At 68.4% G+C, this 22,772-nt stretch carries 23 protein-coding genes; 11 read left to right on the top strand and 12 right to left on the bottom strand.

The annotated features are described in order from the left end of the window. Positions 1-4 precede the first annotated feature (4 nt). Positions 5-2,215 carry a TonB-dependent siderophore receptor gene (locus NS334_RS01615; protein WP_193752967.1) on the bottom strand — a complete coding sequence of 737 codons (2,211 nt, stop codon included), beginning with the start codon at positions 2,213-2,215 and terminating at the stop codon, positions 5-7. 207 nt (positions 2,216-2,422) lie between these two features. Between NS334_RS01615 and NS334_RS01610 the strand changes: the two genes are divergently transcribed. The 3 genes from NS334_RS01610 to NS334_RS01600 are packed head-to-tail and all read left to right on the top strand — an operon-like array spanning position 2,423 to position 4,516. Beyond that, positions 2,423-2,677 carry a hypothetical protein gene (locus NS334_RS01610; RefSeq protein WP_058754233.1) on the top strand — a complete coding sequence of 85 codons (255 nt, stop codon included), beginning with the start codon at positions 2,423-2,425 and terminating at the stop codon, positions 2,675-2,677. Continuing rightward, positions 2,674-4,230: a PepSY-associated TM helix domain-containing protein gene (locus NS334_RS01605; RefSeq protein WP_241491772.1), complete on the top strand. Its 1,557-nt coding sequence runs from the start codon at positions 2,674-2,676 to the stop codon at positions 4,228-4,230. The genes NS334_RS01610 and NS334_RS01605 overlap by 4 nt, the downstream gene beginning before the upstream one ends. Next, entirely contained in the window at positions 4,223-4,516 is a 294-nt protein-coding gene (locus NS334_RS01600; protein ID WP_058754232.1) for a hypothetical protein, read from the top strand. Before NS334_RS01605 ends, NS334_RS01600 begins: the two co-directional genes overlap by 8 nt. On the opposite strand, the gene NS334_RS01595 is transcribed toward NS334_RS01600, so the two are convergent. The 3 genes from NS334_RS01595 to NS334_RS01585 all read right to left on the bottom strand — a co-directional run bounded on the left by NS334_RS01595 (position 4,513) and on the right by NS334_RS01585 (position 6,898). Next, positions 4,513-5,799 (bottom strand): cation:proton antiporter, encoded by a 1,287-nt coding sequence (locus NS334_RS01595; protein ID WP_428835027.1) that lies wholly within the window; start codon positions 5,797-5,799, stop codon positions 4,513-4,515. The genes NS334_RS01600 and NS334_RS01595 overlap by 4 nt on opposite strands. A 65-nt stretch (positions 5,800-5,864) precedes the next feature. Further along, positions 5,865-6,233, bottom strand: coding sequence for a hypothetical protein (locus tag NS334_RS01590; RefSeq protein ID WP_058754231.1), 369 nt, complete (start codon positions 6,231-6,233; stop codon positions 5,865-5,867). Continuing rightward, positions 6,230-6,898 (bottom strand): EI24 domain-containing protein, encoded by a 669-nt coding sequence (locus NS334_RS01585; RefSeq protein ID WP_058754230.1) that lies wholly within the window; start codon positions 6,896-6,898, stop codon positions 6,230-6,232. Before NS334_RS01585 ends, NS334_RS01590 begins: the two co-directional genes overlap by 4 nt. A gap of 89 nt (positions 6,899-6,987) precedes the next feature. Here NS334_RS01585 and NS334_RS01580 point away from each other — a divergent pair, with 89 nt between their 5' ends. The 6 genes from NS334_RS01580 (at position 6,988) to NS334_RS01555 (ending at position 12,416) form a co-directional block, all read left to right on the top strand. Beyond that, positions 6,988-7,980, top strand: coding sequence for an adenosine kinase (locus NS334_RS01580; protein ID WP_058754229.1), 993 nt, complete (start codon positions 6,988-6,990; stop codon positions 7,978-7,980). 344 nt (positions 7,981-8,324) lie between these two features. Beyond that, positions 8,325-10,745 carry an ATP-dependent helicase HrpB gene (gene hrpB / locus NS334_RS01575; RefSeq protein ID WP_058754228.1) on the top strand — a complete coding sequence of 807 codons (2,421 nt, stop codon included), beginning with the start codon at positions 8,325-8,327 and terminating at the stop codon, positions 10,743-10,745. 61 nt (positions 10,746-10,806) lie between these two features. Continuing rightward, the gene (locus tag NS334_RS01570; protein WP_058754277.1) at positions 10,807-11,247 is read left to right on the top strand and encodes a copper chaperone PCu(A)C; all 441 of its coding nucleotides are present in this window, start codon (positions 10,807-10,809) and stop codon (positions 11,245-11,247) included. A 46-nt stretch (positions 11,248-11,293) separates the two neighbouring features. Continuing rightward, positions 11,294-11,524, top strand: coding sequence for a hypothetical protein (locus NS334_RS01565; RefSeq protein ID WP_153002539.1), 231 nt, complete (start codon positions 11,294-11,296; stop codon positions 11,522-11,524). Further along, the gene (locus NS334_RS01560) at positions 11,515-11,979 is read left to right on the top strand and encodes a hypothetical protein (protein ID WP_058754226.1); all 465 of its coding nucleotides are present in this window, start codon (positions 11,515-11,517) and stop codon (positions 11,977-11,979) included. Before NS334_RS01565 ends, NS334_RS01560 begins: the two co-directional genes overlap by 10 nt. After that, positions 11,976-12,416: a hotdog fold thioesterase gene (locus NS334_RS01555; protein WP_058754225.1), complete on the top strand. Its 441-nt coding sequence runs from the start codon at positions 11,976-11,978 to the stop codon at positions 12,414-12,416. The genes NS334_RS01560 and NS334_RS01555 overlap by 4 nt, the downstream gene beginning before the upstream one ends. Positions 12,417-12,528: 112 nt before the next feature. Here NS334_RS01555 and gorA read toward each other — a convergent pair whose 3' ends face one another. From gorA to pgi, 4 genes are all read right to left on the bottom strand, one after another. Further along, on the bottom strand, positions 12,529-13,878 hold the full coding sequence (gene gorA, locus NS334_RS01550) for a glutathione-disulfide reductase (protein ID WP_058754224.1): 1,350 nt from the start codon (positions 13,876-13,878) through the stop codon (positions 12,529-12,531). Positions 13,879-14,006: 128 nt separating this feature from the next. Then, complete coding sequence (gene vapC, locus NS334_RS01545; RefSeq protein ID WP_058754223.1) at positions 14,007-14,414, bottom strand: type II toxin-antitoxin system VapC family toxin; 408 nt, start codon at positions 14,412-14,414, stop codon at positions 14,007-14,009. Continuing rightward, positions 14,411-14,623: a type II toxin-antitoxin system VapB family antitoxin gene (locus tag NS334_RS01540; protein WP_058754222.1), complete on the bottom strand. Its 213-nt coding sequence runs from the start codon at positions 14,621-14,623 to the stop codon at positions 14,411-14,413. The genes vapC and NS334_RS01540 overlap by 4 nt, the downstream gene beginning before the upstream one ends. Before the next feature lie 44 nt (positions 14,624-14,667). Continuing rightward, complete coding sequence (gene pgi, locus NS334_RS01535) at positions 14,668-16,158, bottom strand: glucose-6-phosphate isomerase (protein ID WP_058754276.1); 1,491 nt, start codon at positions 16,156-16,158, stop codon at positions 14,668-14,670. A gap of 96 nt (positions 16,159-16,254) precedes the next feature. Between pgi and lepB the strand changes: the two genes are divergently transcribed. Together lepB and rnc are read left to right on the top strand one after the other, a co-directional pair. Continuing rightward, positions 16,255-17,070, top strand: a complete 816-nt coding sequence (lepB, locus tag NS334_RS01530; RefSeq protein WP_058754221.1) for a signal peptidase I — start codon at positions 16,255-16,257, stop codon at positions 17,068-17,070. After that, positions 17,025-17,780, top strand: a complete 756-nt coding sequence (rnc, locus tag NS334_RS01525) for a ribonuclease III (RefSeq protein ID WP_241491776.1) — start codon at positions 17,025-17,027, stop codon at positions 17,778-17,780. Before lepB ends, rnc begins: the two co-directional genes overlap by 46 nt. Positions 17,781-17,911: 131 nt before the next feature. Here rnc and NS334_RS01520 read toward each other — a convergent pair whose 3' ends face one another. The 4 genes from NS334_RS01520 to NS334_RS01505 all read right to left on the bottom strand — a co-directional run. Beyond that, positions 17,912-18,508 carry a hypothetical protein gene (locus tag NS334_RS01520; protein ID WP_058754220.1) on the bottom strand — a complete coding sequence of 199 codons (597 nt, stop codon included), beginning with the start codon at positions 18,506-18,508 and terminating at the stop codon, positions 17,912-17,914. A 226-nt stretch (positions 18,509-18,734) separates the two neighbouring features. Continuing rightward, positions 18,735-19,082, bottom strand: coding sequence for an HNH endonuclease signature motif containing protein (locus NS334_RS01515; RefSeq protein WP_058754219.1), 348 nt, complete (start codon positions 19,080-19,082; stop codon positions 18,735-18,737). Beyond that, a complete protein-coding gene (locus NS334_RS01510; protein ID WP_058754218.1) occupies positions 19,082-19,495 on the bottom strand; it encodes a YbaN family protein in 414 nt (137 codons plus the stop codon). Before NS334_RS01510 ends, NS334_RS01515 begins: the two co-directional genes overlap by 1 nt. Positions 19,496-19,612: 117 nt before the next feature. Beyond that, on the bottom strand, positions 19,613-22,772 hold a 3,160-nt coding region (locus tag NS334_RS01505), incomplete at its 5' end, for a glycoside hydrolase family 2 TIM barrel-domain containing protein (RefSeq protein ID WP_058754217.1).

Here is a 22,772-nt window from a genome sequence, read left to right as displayed (position 1 = left end):
GGGCTTACCAGCGATAGCGTAGGGTTCCGACGATCGTGCGCGATGCCCCGAAGTAGCAGCTATTGTTGAAAAAACAGCTGGCGATGTGCCGCTTGTCGAACAGGTTTGCGGCGTTCACCGACAGGTTCAGCCCGTCCCAGCGCGGATCCAGCGCGCCGAAATCATAACCGATCAGTGCGTCGGCGACGACATATCCAGGCGCCGCGAATCGCTCGACGACGGTCGCTGTGCCCATTGCATAGGTGGCGGTGCCGTCCGATTCGCCGACGTAGCGCACCCCGCCGCCGACCGAGAGGCCGCCGGCCGCGCCGGCCGCGACATGTTCCAGATCCCAGGTGACGAAGCTCGACGCGCTCCAACTGGGCACGCCGAGCGGTTTCGTGCCGGTGACGCCAGACAGTTGCGGCCCGCTGCCGACCGCCGGGTTGCCGCGCACGACCTGCGCGTCGGTGTAGCTCCCGGCCACCGTGACGCTTAGTCCTGGGGCTATCTCTCCGCGGCCATCCAGTTCGATTCCGCGCACCTTCACCTCGCCGACCTGTACCGAGAAGTTGGCGTTGACCGGGTCCGCCACGGGCACGTTCTGCCGGCGCAGGTCATAGGCCGACAGCGTAAAGAGCGCCGATGTGCCGCGCGGCCGGAACTTCAGCCCCGCCTCATACTGCCGCCCCGTGACGGGCACGAAGGGCGTGCCGTCGAAGCCGGCGCCGGTCTGCGGCTCGAAGCTTTCCGAATAGCTGGCGAAGGGCGACAACCCGGCTCGCGTCTCGTACAAGGCGCCCAGCCGGGTGGTGAAGGCGGTCTGCGACGACTCGGTCACCGCGCCGGTGGTGCGGTTGCGGGTAAGTTGGTCGTACCAGTCCCACCGCCCGCTCGCGATCAGGTGCAATCCGCCGAGCGTGATCTGGTCCTGCACGTAGGCACCCAGTTGGTCGATCCGGCGGAAGCTGCGGGTCTGCGTCAGGGCGAAGCTGGGGATCGTCCCACCATAGCGGGGCGTATAGAGGTTGAAATTGGGGATGTTCGTGACTGGGCTGGTGGTTTCACCGGTCAGGAACTGCTGGTCGTTGCGCCCTTCGTTATGGGCATAGTCGATACCGGCGAGCAGTGTATGGCGTAGAGGCCCGGTGGCGAAGTCGGCGGCGATGCGGTTATCGAGCGTCAGCGTGCGGAAACGTTCGTCGGCACCACCGCCGCCCCGCACGATCGTCGAGAAGTCGGTGCTCCGCGCCGCACCACTGCCGACCGTGCGGAACGCGCTGAGATAGATCTGACGATAGTGCAGGTCGACGTCGAAGTAGCGGGCGTTGCTGGTCCACGTCAGCGTATCGTTCAGTTCGCGCCGGAACAGGATCGTCGCGGACTTCTGGACGCGATCGAACGCCTCATAGGCGGGCTCCGACACGTTGAGATCGACGGGCAACTGACCGAACGGATTGGGGAGGGCGGAGCCGTACACCGGCACGCCGCTGTACGACGCCGATTCGGGATCGCGCTGATAGCTGAGGATCAGTGTGATACTGGTCGCGTCGTCCGGCGCGAAGGTCAGCATCGGCCGTGCATACCAGCGCCGGTTGCGGGTCATCGTCAGGAAGCCGTCCGAGCGTTCCGCGCCCGCGATCGCGCGGAAGCGCCAGCGGCCGTCGCCGTCGAGCGGCTGGTTCACGTCGATCGAGGAGCGCAACAGGTCGAAATTGCCGCCGGCCAGTTCGATTCGGCCGCCCGCCTCGGCATAGGGCAGCTTGCTGGCCAGGTTGACGAGCCCGCCGGGCGTGCCGCTGCCGTACAGGACGGAGGCCGGTCCCTTGATGATGTCGACGCTCTCCACCAGGTGAAAGTCCAACTGCGTGTTGGCATAGACGCCGCCCTGCGCGCGCATCCCGTCGACGAAGATGCCGGGGGTGAAGCCGCGCAGGTACAACTGATCGTAGCGGGTCGCGACGTTGCCGCGCTGGTTCGGGGCGACGCCCGCGACATAGCCGAGCGCCTGGTTGATCGACAGCGCGTTGCGGCGGCGAAGCTCTGCGTCGTCGATCACCACCACCGTCTGCGGCAGCGCGATCAGCGGCGTGTCGGTCTTGGCGCCGATCGCGCCGCCGCGCCGCGCGCGCTCGCCGGTGACCAGCACCTCGTCGCGATCCCGCTCGCCCGCATCGTCACCCGCCACCCCGTCGATCGAACGCTCGTCTTCCGCTGCCCAGGCCGGTGTGGTCATGCCACACAACATCGTCGCCGCCATCAGGGCGGCCCAGCGCGGATTATGCATCGAAATCCCCAAATACTATTGATAGTCAGTCGCAGTTGCTGCTATAACGGCGCTCGGAGTGAGGCAAGGGGAAAGCGACGGATGCTGATGCAGCGGGCGGACAAGCCTTTGATGCCGGCACGGAGAAGGTGGCAAATTCGGCGTTCCGCCTGGGCGATGCTCGCGCGTTGCCTGACCGCGTTGGTGGGCGGCTATGTCGCGATGGCAACGGTCGCCACCTTGTCCGCGCGGTTGCTGCCGATCGCCCGGGTCGAGGCGACCGTCTGGGGCGTGATCCCCGCGTTTCTCTTCTATGCCCTGCTGTCGCTCTGGTGCTTCCACGAACCGCGGCTGGCGCGTGTCGTCGGCGTGGTGTGGGGCACCGCCATCGTGGCTGGCGCCGCGATCTGGTTGCTGGGCGTGCGGCCGTGACGCGCTCGCTCCGGCAGTCGATGGCGTGGATCCATGGCTGGTTGGGTCTGCTGGCGGGCTGGATCCTGTTCGCGATGTTCGTGACCGGCACCACCAGCTATTTTCGGCCGGAGATCACGCGCTGGATGCAGCCGGAGCTACCGCCGAACCGCACCGCCCCCGCGCAGGCGGCGCAGAGCGCGGTCGGCCAGTTGCTGCGCACCAATGCCGGGGACGAGCAGTGGTTCATCACGCTGCCCGATGACCGCGACGTGGTGACGGAAGTGTTCGCCGTTCCGAAACCGGACGCGACGCCGGCGCCCGGGCAGCGCCGCAGGCGTGCGCCCGAAATCGTGCTGGATCCGGCGACCGGCGCGCCGGTGCACGCCCGCGATACTTTGGGCGGTGAGCATCTGTATCGCTTCCATTTCCAGTTGCAGCTTCCGCACCCATGGGGCCGCTGGCTGGCGGGCGTCTGCGCGATGTTCATGCTCGGCGCGATCATTTCCGGCGTCGTCACGCACAAGCGCATCTTCGCGGATTTCTTCACCTTGCGCTGGAACAAGGGGCAGCGCAGCTGGCTGGACGCGCACAATGTCTCGGCGGTGCTGGCGCTGCCGTACCATGCCGTCATCACCTACACCGGGCTGATGACGCTGGTGCTGATGTACCTGCCGTATCCGCTTGCCGTAAACTACAAGGATCCGTCCCGGTTCATGCGCGAAGCCTATAGCATGCCGGCGGAGACGCCGGCGAGCGGGCGGCCTGCCCCACTGGTCGCGATCGCCCCGCTGGTCCGCGACGCGGAGGCACGACTGGGCGGGGCGGCATCCCGCATGATCATCCGCCATCCGGGCGACGCGGCGGCAACCGTCGCGATCGGCAGCGGCAGCGACAGCAGCCTCAGCGCGCGGGCCAGAACCGTCGTCTATTCCGGCGCGACCGGCGCGATCCTTCAGCAGCCGATCGAGGCGGGGCCGGGTGTGTCGACCGTCGGCGTGATGCTGGGGCTGCACATGGCGCGGTTCGCCGCACCGGGGCTGCGCTGGGTGCTGTTCCTGCTGGGGCTGACGGGATGCGCGATGGTCGGCACCGGGTTGCTGCTCTGGACGGCTGCGCGCCGCCGCCCGAACGCCGCGCCGTTCTTCGGACTGCGGCTGGTCGAGCGCCTGAACATTGCGACGATCGCCGGACTGCCGATCGCGATCGCCGCCTATTTCCTTGCCAACCGGCTGATTGCCGCCGGTGCCGAGGGGCGTGCGGACGCCGAGGTGGCGACGATGTTCTACGCCTGGGGTGCGGTCGCGCTGTTGCAGTTGGCGCGTCCGGCGCGGCAGGCATGGCGGGCGTCGTTCGCGCTCGGCGCGCTGCTGTTCGCCGGCATCCCGGTCGTTAACGCGCTGACGACGACGCGCGGATTATGGTCATCGGTGCGGACGGGCGACTGGTTGTTTGTGAGTTTCGATCTGTCGATGCTGACGACCGCGCTGGTGCTGGCCGTGGCGGCATGGCGGGCGGGCAGGCCGCGCGTGACGAAGGCACCGCGGCGGGCGAGGGAGGCGTTGCATGTTTGAAGGTGTCCTGTTCTGCGCGGCGGCGTTCGTGCTGCTGGCGGCGGCGTCGCACAAGTTCCGGCGTGACGCGGGCGTCCTCGGCGATGGCGCGGCACGGGCGTTGCGCAGCGGCGCCGCGATACTGATCGTGCTGGCGCTGGTCCGCGCGGGCACGCCGATGGATGGCGAGCGCTGGGTCCGCCTGCTGAGCTGCGCCTCGATCGCCGCCGTCGCGGTGGTACTGGGTTTGTCGGTGGCGCCCGCCGCGATCCTCTATCCGGTACGCCGGGCGCTGCGCCGCCGTTAAGCGCGCTCCGGCTTTGCGAGCGGCGTCTCATCGGCATCGGTCAGCGCGCCCAGCGAGCCCGAAGCGCGCGCCGTGCGACCATAGACCAGCTCGAACAGCGGCGAGGCCATCAGCGTGGTCGCGATGGCCATCAGCACCAGCATCGAGAACAGCGCCGGCCCGATGATCCCGCGCGCGAGCCCGATGTTGATGATGATGAGTTCCATCAGCCCGCGCGCGTTCATCAGCGCCCCGACGCCCAGCGCGGTGGCGTTATCCTGACCGGTCAACCGCGCGGCAGCCCAGCAGGCGCCGCCCTTTGCCGCCACCGAGGCGACCAGCACGGCCAGCGTGACGCCGATCAGCGCCGGATCGGCGACCATGCCGAGCTGCGTATTGAGGCCCGAGAAGGTGAAGAAGCACGGCAGCAGGAGCAGGACGGTGAGAGGCTCCAGCTGTCGCTTCAACTCCTCGGCGAATACGCCGCGCGGCATGGCGACTCCCAGCAGGAAGCCCCCGAACACCGCATGCATGCCGACCGCATCCATCACGAAGGCGGCGAGCAGGAACAGCATTAAGGCAATGCCGGTGTCGCTCTGGCCGATCCGCCCGGTGCGCTGGGCACGGACGCCGAGCGACCGAAGGAGCTTCGGCCCGACGCCAAGCACCACGATAGCGAACAGGATCGCGCCACCGATGGCTTTCACCGCCACCACCGGGCCGTCGCCAAAGGTGGCGAGCACCACCGCGAGCACTGTCCACGCGCCCGCATCGTCGATCGCCCCCGACGACAGCGACAGCGTGCCCAGCGGGGAATTCGACAGGCCGCGCTCATGGATGATGCGCGCCAGCATCGGAAAAGCGGTGATCGCGATGCACGCGCCGGTGAACAGCGCCGCCTGCGTCCGGGTGACGGTCGGGCCGAACAGGCCGGGGATCGACAGCAGCCAGGGGGTGATCGCCACCGCGACAAGGAACGGTGCGATCATGCCGGACAGCGAGACGGCGGTGGCACTGCGGGCGTTGCTGCGAAAATGATCGGCGCGAAAGCCGAGTCCGACGATGAACATGTAGAGCCCGACGCCGAGCTGCGCGACCGCGTACAGTAGGCCGCGTGTCTCCTTGGGGAACAGCATGGCCTGCCACTCCGGCGCGAGCAGCCCGAGCAGCGAGGGGCCGAGCAGGACGCCCGCGATCATCTCCCCCACGACCTGCGGCTGTCCGAGGTAGCGCTTCGCCAGCCATCCCACGCCGCGCGAGACGGCGACGATCGCAAAAAGCTGCATGAAGAAGACGACGCTCAACTGCGCTGGTGCCACTCGCGGTTCCCCTCCATTTTGCGTTGCTTAGCGCGGGCCGGGGAGTCGCGCTACCGTCCCCCGGCCCGGCGGTTGAGCGCCGCCACGCAACTGGCACGATCGATCGCGCTGCCGTCGCGCTGTCGCGCGTCCAGCCAGGTGACGCGGGGTTCCTCGTTCGGTTTCGCCGGATAGAGATAGGCGTCGAGGATGCAGATCGCGCTGGCGAATTGCAGCTTGCGCGCGGTCCCTTCGCGCACATCGGCATCGGGCTGGCCGAAGCTTCTGGTGAGCGCGGCGGCGTTCTGGCCCATCACGGCCTCCAGCCCCGGCGTCGGCAGCGCAACCGGGATCGCGCGCGGAACGGTGGTGCGTTTCGCGGTGGTCGTGGCGCAACCCGTCAGCAGCATCAGGATGGCGACCGGGGCGAGAGGCTTCATCGGCGGGTTCCATGGAAAAGATGCGTCGCCATCGCCGCCCCCAGCACGGGGGCGAGGATGTTCGCGAGCGGAACCACGAACAGCCCGGTCCCGGCAAGTCCCAGCGCGAAACGGCGTCCGGCGCTCGCCGCGCGCCAGTCTCGGATCGCCGCGTGGGGCAGATGGCGCGCGGCGACCATGTCGCCAAGGTCACGCCCGAGCAGCCAGCCGTTGACGACGAAGAACGCCGCCGCCGTGCCGACGCCGGTGACGAGCAGCGCAATGTAGACTGGCGTCATCAGCAGATTGACCGCGACGAACCGCCCGGCCGACGCCAGCCCCATCCGAAGTCCGCGCGCGAAGGAGACGGGCCGGGCGCTCGCCAGCGCCGCCGGATAATGGCGTCGCTCGACGGCCTCGACGATCGTATCGGCGAACAGCCCGACGATCAGGATGGCGACCGCGCGGAACAACAGCCATGCACCGAGCACAGTCGCGCCGGTCGCCGCCACTCCGGCCAGTGTCCCGTGCCACGCCCAGTCGGACAACGCCGCGTCGATCCCCCACCACAGCGCCGCGCCCGCCGCGACGAATATCGCCAGCGTGATCGCCAGCGACAAGGCCAGCACGCGCAGCACCGGCGGATCGCCGAGTTGCCGCACCGACAGGAGGAACGCGCGTACCATCGCCCGGCGATGCGCCATGCGCGCCCATTGCACAAGTCGCGGGCGGGCTCTAGGCGGGCGCTTTCCCGCGCTGCCAGGATACCAGAATCTTGACCGAACCTCGTTATGACGTGGTCGCGATCGGCAATGCCATCGTCGACATCCTCTCGCCCGCCGCCGACGACTTCATCGCCGACAACGGCATGACCAAGGGGGCAATGGCGCTGGTCTTCTCGCCGGAAGAGGCCGACGCGCTTTATGCGAAGATGGGGCCGGGGCAGGAGGTGTCGGGCGGTTCGGCGGCGAACACGATCGCGGGCATGGCGGCGCTGGGTAGTTCCTGTGCCTTTATCGGGCAGGTCGCCGACGATCAACTGGGCGAGGTCTTCGCGCACGACATTCGCGCGGCGGGCATCCGCTTCGACACGCCGGCACGCGCGGGTGCGCCGACAACCGGGCGCTGCCTGATCTTCGTGACGCCCGACGGGCAGCGGACGATGAATACCTTCCTGGGCGCGTCGCACTATCTGCCCTCCGACCAGCTCGACGCGACGCTGATCGCCGAGGCACGCTATCTGTACCTCGAAGGATATCTCTGGGATCCGGAAGAGCCGCGCGCCGCGATGCGCGCCGCGATCGATATCGCGCGGGACGCGGGCCGCAAGGTCGCTTTCACGCTGTCGGCGGAGTTCGTGATCGACCGCCACCGGGCGGCGTTCCTGGAGCTGATCGACGCCGGGTTGATCGACGTGCTGTTCGCCAACGAGGCGGAGATCATGTTCCTGACCGAGACGTCCTCCGTGGACGCGGCGGTCGCGGCGGTGTCGGGCAAGGTGCCGCTGGTCGTCGTGACGCTGGCCGAACAGGGCGCGATGGCGGTGGCGGGCGATCAGCGCGTCACGGTTCCCGCGCAGCCGATCGACAAGGTCGTCGACACGACGGGCGCCGGCGATCTGTTCGCGGCCGGCTTCCTGCACGGGCAGGCGCGCGGCAAGTCGCTGGAGGCATCGCTGACGCTCGGCGCGATCTGCGCGGCGGAGGTGATCCAGCATTTCGGCGCGCGGCCGATCGTCGATCTGAAGGCGATCACGGCGGGGGTGTGAGGCGCTGAGGTTGTCGGGGCGACGTTGTCATGACCACCGTCGCCCCTGCGAAGGCAGGAGCCTATCGCTGTCGAATTGAGGTGAGCGGCTGACATGGGAGGGCCGTGCTTGTGTCGGGCCTTCCCGGCCGAATTGTGCAGACATGGGCCCGTGCCTGCGCAGGGGCGACGGAATCTGCGGAGTTCGAGCCGCTGACGGATTGATGCCCGGTCCGTCATCGCGAGCATAGCTAAGCAATCCAGTGCGTCCTGATTCGTCGCTGGATTGCTTCGCTATGCTCGCAATGACGCTCAGGGTGGGGCGGCGGTGTTCTCAAGCGCGCGGCGGTCTGCCACAGGCAGCGGGTGAGTGAGCTGCCGATCCATGCCGTCCTTCCCGACCTGCTCGGCGTGCTGGCCGTGCGATCCTCTGCGGTGCTCGTTGCCCCGCCGGGCGCGGGCAAGACGACGGCGGTCGCCCCGGCGCTCCTCGACCAATCATGGTGCTCGGGCGAAATCCTCATCACCAGTCCGCGCCGCCTTGCCGCGCGCGCGGCGGCCGAGCGGATGGCGGCGCAGGCGGGGGAGCCGGTCGGGCAGACGTTCGGTTATGCCACGCGGCTCGACACCAAACGCTCGGCCGCGACGCGGGTGACGGTGCTGACCGAGGGTATCCTGACCGCGCGGTTGCAGGACGATCCCGAACTGACCGGCGTCTCGGCGATCCTCTTCGACGAAGTGCATGAGCGCAGCCTGGACGGCGATTTCGGGCTGGCGCTGGCGCTGGATGCGCAAGCGGGGTTGCGGCCCGACCTGCGGGTGGTGGCGATGTCGGCGACCCTCGACGGCGCGCGCTTTGCGGCGTTGATGGACGGTGCGCCGGTGGTGGAGAGCGAGGGACGCAGCCACCCGCTGGAGCTGCGCCATATCGGGCGCGCGGCGGAGGCGCGAATCGAGGATTCCATGGCCGCCGCGATCCGCCGCGCGCTGGGCGAAGCGGAGGGCGGGTTGCTTGCCTTCCTGCCGGGTGTCGCCGAGATCGAACGGACCGCCGAGCGCATCGGCGACCTGCCCGGCGTGCGGCTGCACCGCTTGCACGGCAGCCTCGATCCCGCGCAGCAGCGGGCGGCGATCCGGCCCGAGCCGGATGGCGTGCGCAAGCTGGTGCTGGCGACCTCGATCGCGGAGACGAGCCTGACGCTCGACGGCATCCGCATCGTGGTGGACAGCGGGCTGGCGCGCCGGCCCCGGTACGACCGCGCGGCGGGGATGACGCGGCTGGTCACCGAGCGCGCGGCGCAGGCGGCGGCGACGCAGCGCGCCGGGCGCGCGGCGCGGCAGGGGCCGGGGGTCGCCTATCGCCTGTGGGAGGCGGCGGCGACGGCGGGGATGCCGCGCTTCGACCAGGCGGAGATATTGGAGGCCGATCTGTCGGCCTTGGTGCTGGCGTGCGGTCTGTGGGGTGTCGCGGATCCGCGCGCGCTGAAGTGGATCGACGCGCCGCCCGAGGCGGCGGTGGTGGAGGCGCGCGCGCGGCTGCGGACGTTGGGTGCGATTGATGATGATGGCCGCCCGACCGCGCACGGTCGGCGGATCGCCGCGCTGCCGATGACGCCGCGCCTCGCGCACATGCTCTTGAAGGCGGGCGACAAACGGCTGGCCGCCGAGGTCGCGGTGCTGTTGCAGGAGCGCGGGCTGGGCGGGGCGGATGCCGATCTGGAGCTGCGGTTGCGGCGCTGGCGCGGGGATCGCTCGGCCAAAGCGGAGAGCGCGCGCGGGCTGGCGAAGCGCTGGGCGGTGATGGCGGGGCGTGGGGGCTCGGGCGCGACGATAGCGGAATGCGTGGCGCTGGCCTTCCCGGACCGGGTGGCGCGGCGGCGCGATGCGAGTGGCGAGCGCTGGGTATCGGCGGGCGGGCGCGGGTTCAAGCTGGACGCGACGTCTCCGCTGGCACGCGCGGAATGGCTGGCGGTCGCGGAGACGCAGGGGATGGCGGCGGGCGCGCGCATCCTGTCGGCCGCGACGATCGAACCGGGCGATGTCGAGGCGATGTTCGCCGATCGGATCGAGACGCGTCGCACCGCCGCTTTCGACGCGGCGACCGGCGCCGTGCAGCCGGTGCGGGAGCGGCGGCTGGGAGCGATCCGTCTTTCAAGCGGTCCGGATACGCAGGCTGATCCGGCGGTGCTGGTGGCGGCATTGGTCGATGGTGTTCGCGCGCACGGCATGGCGTCGCTGCCGTGGTCGGAGAGCGCGAGGGCGCTGCGGACGCGGGCGGGGTTCGCGGGCATCCCGCTCGACGATGCGACCCTGCGGGAGCGGATCGACGATTGGCTGCCGCCGTTGCTCGCGGGGAAGCGGCGGCTGGATGCGATTGCACCGGGGGCGTTGACCGAGGCGCTGCGCAACCTGCTGGGCTGGGATGCGATGCGGCAGGTCGAACGGCTCGCGCCCGCCGACTTCACCAGTCCGGCGGGATCGACGCACGCGATCGATTATGGCGCGGAGGCGGGGCCGACGGTCGAGCTGCGCGTACAGGCGCTGTTCGGGCTGGCGACGCATCCGGTGGTGGGGGAGGGGCGCGTGCCGCTGGTCCTGTCGCTGACCTCTCCTGCCGGGCGGCCGATCCAGACGACGCGCGACCTGCCCGGTTTCTGGCAGGGGAGCTGGAAGGATGTCGCGCGCGAGATGCGCGGCCGCTATCCGCGCCATCCGTGGCCGGATGACCCGGCGGGTGCCGCACCGACGTTGCGGACGAAGAATGCCGACGCGCGGCGGCGGTCGTGATGCGCGGCTTGCTCCGGCGTCGCGCGGCACCTACACCCGGTCCGACAAAGAGGGAGATAGGATGCAACGCCGCTGGATCATCGCGCCGCTGTTCGCTGTCGCCGCCTGTTCCTCGCCCAGCGCCGCGCCGGTCGTCGACCATGCTTACGTGCGGTTGGCGGCGGTGCCGGGGCGGCCTGCGGCGGCCTATTTCCTGCTGCATGGCGGCGCGAGCGACATGGTGTTGACGCAGGTCGCGGTGGCGGGCGTCGAGCGCGCGGAACTCCACAACAGCCGCATGACGGGGAACGGCATGGCGACGATGGACTCGCTGGCGAGCGTGCCGGTGCCCGCGCGGACGACGGTGACCTTCGCGCCGGGCGCGCGGCACGTGATGCTGTTCGGCGTACCCGCGACCGCGACGGCAGGAACGACATTGCCGCTGACATTGCGCTTCGCCGACGGCAGCGCGGCGCAGGCGTCGGCGAAGGTCATTGCGGCGGGCGATGTCGCGCCGGACTGAGCCGCCGTATCGGCCGCCGAACGACGAGGTCGATGGGCTGCGGGGCATGTTGCTGTTCCTCGGCTTTCTCCTGACAGAACTCGCCGTCGCAGCCGTGGCCTGCGTGATCGCCTATCGCTGCCTCAGTGGCGAGATGGTCGACATGATCGATGCGCTGGGGATCGGCGGCGCGCTGGCGGTGGGATGTGTGGCGATCTGGGGGCTCGACAGCCTGTGTTCGCGACGGACGGGGTATAGCCCCTTCATGCTGATCGGTGGGATCGCTGAATGGCTGTAGCGCGCCCGCTCACCGACGGCGAGGTGGCGCTGGCGCGGTCGGTTTATGGTGAGGCGATCGATTATGCGCCGGTGCGGATCGTGCGCGGGAAATGGGCCTTCTTCCAGCCGCGCGAGACGGTGATGGCGCCGCGCGGGTGCATCCATTTCCACCCCAAGGGCGATCTGTGCCGCGAGGATTTCGCTGCTGCGTCGATCGACGATCAGGGGCTGTTCATCCATGAGATGTGCCATGTCTGGCAGCATCAGAAGGGCATCTTCCTGCCGCTGAAGCGCCATCCGTTCTGCCGCTACGATTATGCGATCCGGCCCGGCTGGCGGCTGGAGCGCTACGGGATCGAGCAGCAGGCGGAGATCGTCCGGCACGCCTTCCTGCTGAGCCGCCATCGCATCGTGCCGGGCGCGCCGCCGCTCGACCAATATCGCACCATCCTGCCGTTCGGAGATCGACCTTGACCATCTGGCACCGACCGCTCGACCTCGACGCGCTGACCGCCGCCTGTGCGGGGTCGATGCCGGGGTTCCTGGGCATGGAGTTCGTGGAGGCGGGCGACGACTGGATCCGTGCGCGGATGCCGGTCGATCAGCGGACGCGCCAGCCGTACGGCCGGTTGCATGGCGGGGCGTCGGTCGCGCTGGCCGAGACGGTCGCCTCGGTCGGGGCAATGGCGACCGTCGATCCGACGCAATTCGCGGCGGTGGGGATGGAGATCAACGCCAATCACTTGCGGCCGGTGGGCGAAGGGTTCGTATATGCCACCGCGACGTGCGAGGCGAAGGGGCGGACGTCGCAGGTGTGGACGATCCGGGTGACCGACGAGGCGGAGCGGCTGGTGTGTCTGGCGCGGATGACGGCGGCGGTGATCCCTTCGGTGCGGGGCGGCGTGGGGTGAGCCGCCCCACTTTCGTCATTCTCGCGGAGGCGGGAATCCAGACACGCTGCTCGCTGCAAGGGCCGCAACGTCAGAGGTTCTGGATTCCCGCCTTCGCGGGAATGACGAATCGCTACTTCAGCAGGACCAGTTCTTCCGCCATCGTCGGGTGGAGCGCGACGGTGGCGTCGAACTGCGCCTTGGTCAGCCCGGCCTTCACCGCGACGGCGGCCGCCTGGATAATCTCCGGCACGTCGGGGCCGATCATGTGGATGCCGACGACGCGGTCGGTCTCGCCGTCGCAGACCATCTTGTAGAGCGCGCGTTCGTCGCGGCCCGCCAGCACGTTCTTCATCGGGCGGAAGTCCGACGAATAGACCTTCACCGAGCCCAGCTTCTGCCGCGCCTGCGCCTCGGTCAGCCCGACGCCCGCGAGCGGCGGGTGGCTGAAGACGGCGGCGGGGACGCATTCGTAATCGACCTTGGTGTTCTTGCCGCCGTACAGATTGTCGGCGAACGCCTGTCCCTCGCGGATCGCGACGGGGGTAAGCTGGATACGGTTGGTGACGTCGCCGACCGCGTAGATCGACGGGCAGGTGGAGCGGTTGTCGTCATCGACCTTCACCGCGCCATGATCGTCGAGCTCGACCCCGGCGGTTTCCAGCCCCAGACCGTATGTGTTCGGCTTGCGCCCGGTCGCGAACATCACGAGGTCGACGGTGACCGGCTCGTGGTTCGACATATGGACGGTCAGGCAGCCGTCTTCCTGCTTCTCGATCCCCTGGAAGGCGGCGTCGAAGCGAAACTCCAGCCCCTTCATCATGCTGATCTGGAGCAGGCGGTCGCGGATCTGCAGGTCGTAACCGCGCAGGATCTCCTTGGTGCGGTTCATCAGGATGACGTGCGCGCCAAGCTGGTGGAAGACGCCCGCGAACTCGTTGGCGATATAGCCCGCGCCCGCGATCAGGATCCGCTTCGGGATGCTTTCCAGATGGAAGGCTTCGTTGGAGGTGATGCCATGTTCGTGGCCGGGGCATTCGGGCACCGCCGGATGCGCGCCGACCGCGATCAGGATCGTCTTGGCGGTCTTCTTCGTGCCGTCGGCGAGCGTCACCTCATTGGGACCGGAGACGGTCGCGCGCTGGTGGATGATTTCCGCGCCCGAGCTTTCGATGGTGGTGGTGTAGGCCGCGTTGATGCGGTCCACCTCCTTCAGCACGTTGTCGCGCAGGCGGGGCCAGTAGAAGTTGCAGTCGGAGGGCACGTCCCAGCCGAATTGCTGCGCATCGCGCAGGTCCTCGGCGAAATGCGCGCCATAGACGAGCAGCTTCTTGGGCACGCAGCCGCGGATCACGCAGGTGCCGCCGACGCGATATTCCTCGGCCACCGCCACCTTCGCGCCATGCGCCGCCGACACCCGCGCCGCGCGCGTGCCGCCCGAGCCAGCGCCGATGACGAAAAGGTCGTAGTCGAAATCGGACATGGAAAGGCTCCGGGAGATGCGAATGTTGCGAATGTTGAGACGATCACGCGTTGGATAATGAACCTGCGGGGCGGCGGATGGTGCCGTGCCGCGCTGGTATCAGGCGGGTCGCGTGTAGGACAGGGCGGTCAGTGCGTCGGCACCTGCATGGCCGAGCGGAGGCCAAGATGCCGCACGAACGGATCGAAGTCGCGGTCGCTATAAAGCAGCGGCACGTCGGCGAGAATGCAGCGGGTGGCGATCAGCGTGTCGATGGTCTTTCTGATCGTGATGCCGAGAGCGCGTAGCGTACGATAGTTGTATGCAGCGGCCACCGCCACACCGTCATCGACGATCGTGATCCGCCGAAAACCGCCAAGCGCCGTCTGCAGCGTGTCAAATTGTCGATCGGTCCGACACCCCTGCAGCACTTCCAGCAGGACGAGATCGCCGACGAGGAAACGTCGCGACGATAGGTGATTGTCCAGCCAGTCGCTTTGCGGTGTTCGAGTGCCGCCAAAATAATCGATCCAGACACCCGTATCGACGAGGATCATAGGTCGGCAGGGATATATTTGCTGGTCCGCATATCGTCTAGGTTCCCGTCCCAATCGATCGTGCCGCGCAAGGTACGAATGGCGGTCTGCTGATCGATCTCGACCAGTCGCGCCATCGCTTCGTGAATGGCGTCACGCTTGGTTCGCTTGCCAGTGATCCGCATGACCTTTGCCATCAGATCGTCGTCGATGTCGATATTGGTCCGCATGTGTATGGCTCCGCAGAGCCATACACATAGGCGGTCGGCCGCGCTTATGCCAGTCCGGCGCGCGCGATCAGGTCGTTGGTGGACGGGTCGAAGTCGCCGCCGCCCTGCGCCGCCGCCTTGGCCATTTCCTTGCCCAGCTCGACGCCGAACTGGTCGAAGGAATTGATGCCGAGCAGCACGCCGTTCACGAACACGCGATGTTCGTAAAAGGCGATCAGCGCGCCCAGCGTTCGGGCGTCGAGCCGTTCCAGCAGCAATGTCGAGGACGGGCGATCGCCCGGATAGCTGCGCGCGGGATCCTCGGCCTGTTTGCCCTTCATCAACGCCGCCCCCTGCGCGAAGGCGTTGAGCAGCAGCTGGCGGTGGTGCTCGGCGGGCAGGGTGTCGCCGGCCTCGATCACGGCGAGGAACTCGACCGGCACCAGGTGCGTGCCCTGATGCAGCAGCTGGAACACCGCATGCTGCGCGTCGGTGCCGACGCCGCCCCAGGTGATCGCGGCGGTCGGGCGGCCGACCGGCTGGCCATCGACGGTCACGCCCTTGCCGTTCGATTCCATTTCCAGCTGCTGGAGATAGCTCGGCAGCAGCCGCAGCCGTTCGTCATAAGCGAAGGGCGCGCGCGTCTCGGCATGGCGGACCTGTGTGTAATAGAGGTCGGCGAAGGCGGCGAGCGCGGGGGCGTTCTCGTGCAGCGCCGCAAGCCGGAAGTGCCGGTCCATCTCCGCCGCGCCGTCGAGCAGCTCCTGGAACTGTTCCCAGCCCAGCTTGATCGCCGCCGGGAAGCCGATCGAGGACCACAAGGAATAGCGGCCGCCGACGCCTTCGGAGAAGGGCAGGATCCGTGTCTCGTCGACGCCCCAATCGATCGCCTTTTCGGGCGAGGCGGTCAGCGCGATCACGCGGCCATAGGGATCCTCGACGCCCGCGCCGCTCATCCACGCGATGACGCTTTCGGCGTTCATCATCGTCTCGGTGGTGGTGAAGGTCTTGGAGGCGACCACCAGCAGCGTCGTCGCGGGATCGAAACGGTCGAACACATCGTCGAGCGCCATGCCGTCGACGTTGGAGACGATCGCGACGTCATAGCGGTCGCTGTCGCGCCCCAGCGCGTCGATCAGCAGATGCGGCCCCAGCGCCGAGCCGCCGATGCCGACGTGCAGGACGTGGCGGATGGGGCCGAACGCATCCGCCTCGATCGCGTCGATCACCGCGCGCATCCGCGCGTGATAGGAAGCGGCGCGCGAGACGCTCTCGGCCTTACCCTCGCCACGCTCGGCGGTATGCTCGACCGGCCGATCCTCGGTGACGTTGACATGGCTCCCGCCGAACATCGCCTCGCGCCGGCCGGCCAGATCGGTTTCCCTGGCTAGTGCCTCGAATGCCGCGACCGCATCGGGGGTGAGGTGCGTCTTCGACCAGTCGAAGTGAATGCCGGCGACATCCAGCGAGAGCCGCGCCAGCCGGCCGGAATCGTTCGCGAACAGCGTCTCCAGCCGCTCGGCCGGCAGCGCCTCGATCCTTGACCAATCCGCCATCTGCTTCATCCTTCTGACCTGTTGCGGTGCACAACCGTTCAACGCCCGCAACGCTCCCGCTTGACGCGACGCGGCGGTTGCGCGACGCGGTGCTTCATGGCCACCCCCGCTGCCCCCGGCAAGCCCGCGCGTTCGGAAACGAACGAGACGATCCGCTTCCTCCTGAAGCTGGCGCTGTTCGTCTTCATCCTGCGCAGCTTCATCTTCTCGCCCTTTTCGATCCCGTCGGAGTCGATGCTGCCCCGGCTGCTGATCGGCGATTACCTGTTCGTGTCGAAGTGGAACTATGGTTATTCGCGCTGGTCGCTGCCGTGGGGCATCCCGCTGATCCCGGGTCGGATCTTCGCGCACGATCCGGCGCGCGGCGACACGGTGGTGTTCCGCTCGATGGGGCCGGACGACCATGACGTGATCAAGCGCGTGATCGGCCTGCCCGGCGACACGATCCAGATGAAGAGCGGGCAGCTGTTCCTGAACGGCAAGGCGATCCCGAAACAGCGCGTCGCCGATTTCATCGTGCCGCTGACACCCAACTTTCCCGCCGAGAAATGCGGCGCGCCGTTTCAGGACGTGGATGCTGGCGGTCAGCCGATCTGTCGCTATCCGCAGTTCCGCGAGACGCTGCCGAACGGCAAGAGCTACAACGTGCTCGACCAGGGCAATCTGCCGATCGCCGACGATACCGACGTCTATCGCGTGCCGGCCGGCAACGTGTTCCTGATGGGCGACAATCGCGACGACAGCGCCGACAGCCGCTTCGCGCCGCCCGAGGGCATGGGGTATATTCCGATGGAGCGGATCGAGGGCAAGGCGCTGGTCACCTTCTGGTCGACCAACGGCGCGGCGGAATGGATCAAGCCGTGGACCTGGGTATCGGCGGCGCGTCTCGACCGGATCGGGCACGGCTTCTGAGCGCGCATGACGAGCTGACGGCGTGGATCGGGCAGGCGCTGGGCGTCGTGCCCGACGATCCCGCGCCGTTCGTCCGCGCGCTGACCCATTCTAGCCATGCTTCTGGGCAGGCGGGCGACAGCTATGAGCGGCTGGAGTTCCTGGGCGACCGTGTGCTTGGGCTGGTGATGGCCGAGTGGCTGTGGGAAACGTTCCCCGACGAGCCTGAGGGGCAATTGTCGCGGCGGTTCAATGCGTTGGTAACGGGGGCCGTCTGCGCCGAGGTTGCGCGCGGGATCGGCGCCACGGCGCATGTCCGGCTCGGCAAGCAGGCGCGCGACGATGGCGCGCAGCACGGCGACAATCTGCTGGGCGACGTGATGGAGGCGCTGCTGGGCGCGCTATACCGCACCGCCGGGCTGGACGCGGCGCGCGCGGCGGTACGGCGGTTGTGGGCCGATCGCATCCACGCCGGCGACAGCGCGCCGCAACACCCCAAATCGGCGTTGCAGGAATGGGCGGCGGCGAACCGGCGCGCGGTGCCGGCCTATAGCATCGTCGATCGCTCCGGGCCGGGCCATGCGCCGCGCTTCACGGTGAAGGTCGCGGTGGGCAAGGACGAACTGACCGCCGAGGGGACCAGCAAGCAGGAAGCCGAAACGGCCGCCGCCAAGGCGCTGCTGACGCAGTTGAAGGCCCAGGTGCCGGTCGCGAAGCGGCGACGGCGGTAGCGCCGGTCAACGACGCATAAGGAAAAGGGCGAGGCCTTTTGGCCCCGCCCTTTTCTCCCCGCACGAAACGCAACTGGTGCGGACCGGTCGCCTGAAGCTCCCTTGGCGACCGGAAACCCGTCGTCAGCGCATCAGAAGTGCGCGACGATGCCCAGAGTCGGGCGGAAGCTGTTGGTCCAGCCGAACGACGACACTTCGCCACGCAGGCGGATGCCCGAGTTGCTGGTGATGCCGCCCAGGCCGATGTCCTTCGGGCCGACCTCGAAGCCGATGCCGTAGGTGACGTCGTGGAAGTCGCGGCTGGTGTCGACGCGCTTGTCGAAGTTCACCCACTGATAGCCGACCTTGCCGTAGATCAGGCCGCTGTCGCCAGCGCGGAAGCCGAAGCGGCCGGCGGCGCCGTACTGCCAGTCGATGTCGCCCGAGATGCCCTTGGCGACATTACCTTCGGCGCCGACGAACACCGGGCCCAGCGGGATGTTGACGCCGGCGAGACCCTCGACCAGCGAGCCGTTCAGCTTGTCCGCGCGCGGGGCGCCGGGCACGCTGTCGCTCTGGAATTCTTCCCAGCCGCCGCGGACGGCGACATATGGCTCGATCCCGAACGCGCGCGTGCCGTCGGGGGCCGTCGCGACCGAGGTGTCGGTCGTGGTGGCGTCCTGCGCCAGCGACGGGGTGGCGACGAACGCGGCGGACGCGGCAACGGCCGCAAGAACGAGCTTACGCATACAATACCTCTAACTAGTTTCGTTGCCCGGGGTGTCCGCATCAACAAAGCGATGCGACCGGGCCGGGGACTGCCTTAACCGCGCCTTCGCGGCTTGGTTGCGGAGAAAAGCGCCGCAATTGCATGGAACAAACTTACTGTTGCGGGAAAGCCACGGTTCCTTGCGGCGCGATGAACGGCGCCGCCGCAATCCCGCCACACCCGCCGTGCTGCGCCGCAATATCGCCTTATTGCGACGACTCGCGAGCACGCCGGGTCGGCGCGTGAAAGTCGGCCGGCTTGTCGGCGATCCAGCGGAGGAATCGTGCCAGCGGCGGTCGTTCGCGGATCGCCTCCAGCGTCCCGGCGCGTGCGAGCGTGACATTGTCGGCACTGGCGTGGATCGCGCGGTGACAGATCGGGTGCAGCGGCACCGTGTGCGTGCCGCCCTCGCTGCGCGGAACGACGTGATGCCATTCGACGCGACGGCCGAGCGGGCGTCCGCAGAGCGCGCAGACGTCGGGAGCGGCGCTCTCCCGTTCGGTGCGCGCGGCGGCAGCGGCAAGCCCCGCCTTGCGCTTGATACGCCCCGCCATCAGCGCGCGGTGCGGCGGGTCACGATATAGAGCGCGCAGCCGGCCATGATCGCCGCGACCGCCACCGCCAGCGGCCAGCGCGGCGCGGCGGTCAGCAGGAACAGCGCATAGCCGCCCGCGATGCCGCTACAGGCAAGCATCTTCGCGCGGCGCGGGATCGCGCGGTCGCGCCGCCACGCGCGCAACGTCGGCCCGAAGCGCGGATGATCGAGCAGCCACGCCTCCAGCCGGGGCGAGGAGCGCGCGAAACAGCCCGTGGCGAGGATCAGGAAGATCGTCGTCGGCATCAGGGGCAGCAGCGCGCCGATCACCCCCAGCGCGACGAACAGGAAGCCGAGCGCGAGCCAGCCAAGCCGCAGCGCGGCGTGCAGCCGGCGCGGCGTCGGCGGATCGGCGGGAGCTTCGGTCGCCATCGTGTCGGTTCCTCTACGGCGAGAGGCGCAACGCATCGCGCGGGCGAGCGGTGCCGCGCAAGACCTTTCGGGCATCGCCGACCCGGTCCAGTGCCGGACCGGGCGGGCGCGGCGCCGTCACTCCTCGCCGGTCGCGCTCGCCGGCTTCGCGCCCGCACCGTGGCGGTCGTCCGCCACCGGCGACAGCGTGAAGCCGTAGCGCAGCGGCGCGACCTTGATCCGGTACGCCTCAAGCGGGCGGCCCCAGTCGCTCCATTGCGTATCGCCGCCGACGCCCGACTGCGCAGCGTCGACCAGGAGGCTGCCGTTCGCGCCCGGCACGATGTCCGTGCTCTTGCGCGTTCCGGGCGTGCGGCGGCTAAGTTCGCTGTACGGGAAGGCGAGCGCGTTCATCGACAGCGGCCGGTCGCCGGTGACGCGCAACCCGCCATCGGCGCCGCGCACCAGTTCCATCCAGCGCACGTCGACCTTGTTGCCGGTTTCCTGCGGGCGGAGATAGTCGTGGTTCTGCGCCGCGATATCGCCGCGCCACAGCCCCAGCGGCGCGCTGGTCTTGCGATCGCTGTAGCTTTCGTGCGGCCCGCGCCCGTACCATTGCACGGTCTGGAAATCGCGTGGCGTGACATAGGAGAGACCGACGCGCAGCGGATCGCCGAGCGTCGTGTCGAGCGGCTGGAAGTCCCCCGTCACCGCGACGCTGCCGTCGGCGGCCATGCGATAGGTCGCGGCGAAGCGCGCGACATTGCCGCCGGTCAGCCAGTTGACCGTCACTTGCGCGCCGCCGCCGGGCAGCTTCTTCGTGTCGATGCTCTCGACAATGCGCTCGTCGCTGGCGCGCTGCCACGGCAGGTTGCGCTTCTCGGTCCCGACGCCGAGATCGTTGTCGGTCAGCGCGCGGGTGAAGTTCGGCGCGCCGCCCGACAGCAGCAGGCGACCGTTCTGCGCATAACGGTCGATCAGCCCGGTCTTGCGGTCGATGACCAGCTCGGTGCCGTTCGCCGCCAGCCGGATTGTCGCGCCCTTGCTGTCCAGCGTCACCGGCCCGCTGTCCGCCAGTGCGGCAGGCGCGGGCGTGTCGCCGAGTGCGAACTGTTCCCAGCCGACCAATGTCCCCGCCTTCACGCCGGGGGCGGTGTCGGCCTTCGCACGATAGCTGACGGTCAGGACATATTCGGCACCAGGGCGACGGGTGAAGCCGGTCGGGGTCAGTGCGACCTTCGCAGTCTGATGTGCGGCGACGGTCGGTGCGGGCAGCGCGCCGCGCGCGACCGCGACGCCATTCTCCAGCACTTCCCAGCCATAGTCATAGCCGTCCGCGCCCAGGAAATCGTGATGGTTCGCGACGGTCAGCTGCCCGGTGCCGGCGTCATAGCCGGTGAACTGAACGGGCGCATAGACCTTGCGGATCTCGTACAATTGCGGGTTCGGGGTACGATCGGCCTGTAACATCCCGTCGCCGAACTCGATGTCACCGCCCGGGTTGGGGCCGTATTCGCCGCCGTCACCCCAATAGCGACGCCCGTCCTTCGTGTAGCGGTACATCGCCTGATCGACCCAGTCCCAGGCGAAGCCGCCCTGCAGCTTGTCGGGATGGGCGTAGATCGTGTCCCAATATTCCTTCAGGTTGCCGCCCGAATTCCCCATCATGTGCGCATATTCGCACTGGATCATCGGCTGCTTGTAATTCCAGTTGGTCGCGTAATCGACCATCTTGGCGACCGGATCGTACATCGGCGCATAGATGTCGGCGAACCAGTTGGTGCGGTGCTGCTGCACGCCCTCATAGGTGCCCCAGCCGAGATAGCTGATGAGGCGACCCGGATCGCGGGCCTTGGCGGCGGTGCCGGCAGCGGCGAAGTTCGGGCCGATCCCCGCCTCGTTGCCCAGCGACCAGAAGATTACCGACGGGTGGTTCTTGTCGCGTTCGACCATGTTGAGCACGCGGTCGACATGCGCGGACTTCCATGCCGGATCGAAGCCGAGCTGATAGACGCTGCGATGGTCGGGGAAGTTGTTCCCCATCTCCATATAGGCGTGGCTCTCGATATTCGCCTCGTCCATGACATATAGGCCATAACGGTCGGCGAGTTCGTAGAGATACGGGTCGTTGGGATAGTGCGAGGTCCGCAGCGCGTTGATGTTGTTGCGCTTCATCAGGACAATGTCGCGTTCCATCGACTCGCGGCTGACGACGTGGAACGTCTCGGGGTCATGTTCGTGGCGGTTGACGCCGCGGATGGTGATCGGCTTGCCGTTGACGCTGACCAGTCCATTCTTCATCTCGACGGTGCGGAAGCCGATCCGCTGCGGCGTCGACTGGATCAGCGCGCCCTTGGCGTCATACAGCTCGACCAGCAAGGTATAGAGGTTGGGGGTCTCCGCGCTCCACGGCTTCACGTTCCCCACCGTCGCGTCGAGCGTCGTCTTGCGCTCCGCCTCGCTCGCCGCCAGCGCGCTGCGCCCCTGCGACACGATGCGGTCGCCATCCATCAGCACGTAGCGTGCGCTGACCGCCGCGCCGGGCGCGACCGCCATGTCGACCGCCAGCCTCCCGTCGCGATACGCCGCATCCAGCCCGGCATGGACGAACACGTCCCGCACGCGGGTGCGCGGCGCGGCCATCAGATAGACCTCGCGCTCGATCCCCGAGACGCGCCAGAAATCCTGATCCTCCAGATAGCTGCCGTCGGACCAGCGGAACACCTGGATGGCGATCGTGTTCGCGCCCGGCGTCACGAAGCGGGTGACATCGAATTCGGACGGCAGCTTGCTGTCCTCCGAATAACCGACCGGCTTGCCGTTCACCCACACCTTATAGGCGGAACCCGCCGCGCCGATGTGCAGCACCACGTCCTGCCCGGACCAGCCCGCCGGCAACTGGATCGTGCGGCGGTACGACCCGACCGGGTTGGTCGCGTGCGGGATCAGCGGGCGGTTGGCGGGGAAGGGATAGGCGATGTTGTTGTAGCGCGGCTGGTCATAGCCCTCGGTCTGCCAGTCGGCGGGCACCTTGATCGTCTTCCACTGCGACGCGTCGTAATCCGGGCGCTCGAACCCGGTGGGCAAGGTGTCGGCATCGGGAGAGAAGCTGAACTGCCATGGACCGTTGAGCGACAGGAAGCGTGACGATCGCGCGTGGTCGGCGGTCAGCGCCTTGGCGCGCGTCTCGAACGGGAAGGCCGTCGCGTGCGCCGGCAGCTTGCCAATGTAATTGACGGCCGGATTTTCCCAGTCGGGGCGGGCAGGATCGATCTGCGGCTGGAGCGGGGCGGGCGGG

The organism is Sphingomonas endophytica (assembly GCF_001476895.1).
Classification (GTDB): domain Bacteria; phylum Pseudomonadota; class Alphaproteobacteria; order Sphingomonadales; family Sphingomonadaceae; genus Sphingomonas; species Sphingomonas endophytica_A.
This window is presented reverse-complemented; position numbering and strand designations above follow the sequence as displayed.

Bases quoted from the DNA above. Each gene is read 5' to 3' on its own strand.
- NS334_RS01585 (WP_058754230.1), bottom strand. From the start codon at position 6,898: ATGGTACGCGCGTTCCTCCTGTCGGTGCGGCAACTCGGCGATCCGCCG.
- NS334_RS01520 (WP_058754220.1), bottom strand. From the start codon at position 18,508: ATGCGTAAGCTCGTTCTTGCGGCCGTTGCCGCGTCCGCCGCGTTCGTC.
- NS334_RS01610 (WP_058754233.1), top strand. From the start codon at position 2,423: ATGCTCGCGCGTTGCCTGACCGCGTTGGTGGGCGGCTATGTCGCGATG.
- NS334_RS01615 (WP_193752967.1), bottom strand. From the start codon at position 2,215: ATGACCACACCGGCCTGGGCAGCGGAAGACGAGCGTTCGATCGACGGG.
- vapC (WP_058754223.1), bottom strand. From the start codon at position 14,414: ATGATCCTCGTCGATACGGGTGTCTGGATCGATTATTTTGGCGGCACT.
- NS334_RS01510 (WP_058754218.1), bottom strand. From the start codon at position 19,495: ATGGCGACCGAAGCTCCCGCCGATCCGCCGACGCCGCGCCGGCTGCAC.
- NS334_RS01560 (WP_058754226.1), top strand. From the start codon at position 11,515: ATGGCTGTAGCGCGCCCGCTCACCGACGGCGAGGTGGCGCTGGCGCGG.
- NS334_RS01600 (WP_058754232.1), top strand. From the start codon at position 4,223: ATGTTTGAAGGTGTCCTGTTCTGCGCGGCGGCGTTCGTGCTGCTGGCG.
- NS334_RS01540 (WP_058754222.1), bottom strand. From the start codon at position 14,623: ATGCGGACCAATATCGACATCGACGACGATCTGATGGCAAAGGTCATG.
- NS334_RS01590 (WP_058754231.1), bottom strand. From the start codon at position 6,233: ATGAAGCCTCTCGCCCCGGTCGCCATCCTGATGCTGCTGACGGGTTGC.
- gorA (WP_058754224.1), bottom strand. From the start codon at position 13,878: ATGTCCGATTTCGACTACGACCTTTTCGTCATCGGCGCTGGCTCGGGC.
- NS334_RS01565 (WP_153002539.1), top strand. From the start codon at position 11,294: ATGTTGCTGTTCCTCGGCTTTCTCCTGACAGAACTCGCCGTCGCAGCC.
- lepB (WP_058754221.1), top strand. From the start codon at position 16,255: ATGGCCACCCCCGCTGCCCCCGGCAAGCCCGCGCGTTCGGAAACGAAC.
- pgi (WP_058754276.1), bottom strand. From the start codon at position 16,158: ATGGCGGATTGGTCAAGGATCGAGGCGCTGCCGGCCGAGCGGCTGGAG.
- NS334_RS01515 (WP_058754219.1), bottom strand. From the start codon at position 19,082: ATGGCGGGGCGTATCAAGCGCAAGGCGGGGCTTGCCGCTGCCGCCGCG.
- NS334_RS01570 (WP_058754277.1), top strand. From the start codon at position 10,807: ATGCAACGCCGCTGGATCATCGCGCCGCTGTTCGCTGTCGCCGCCTGT.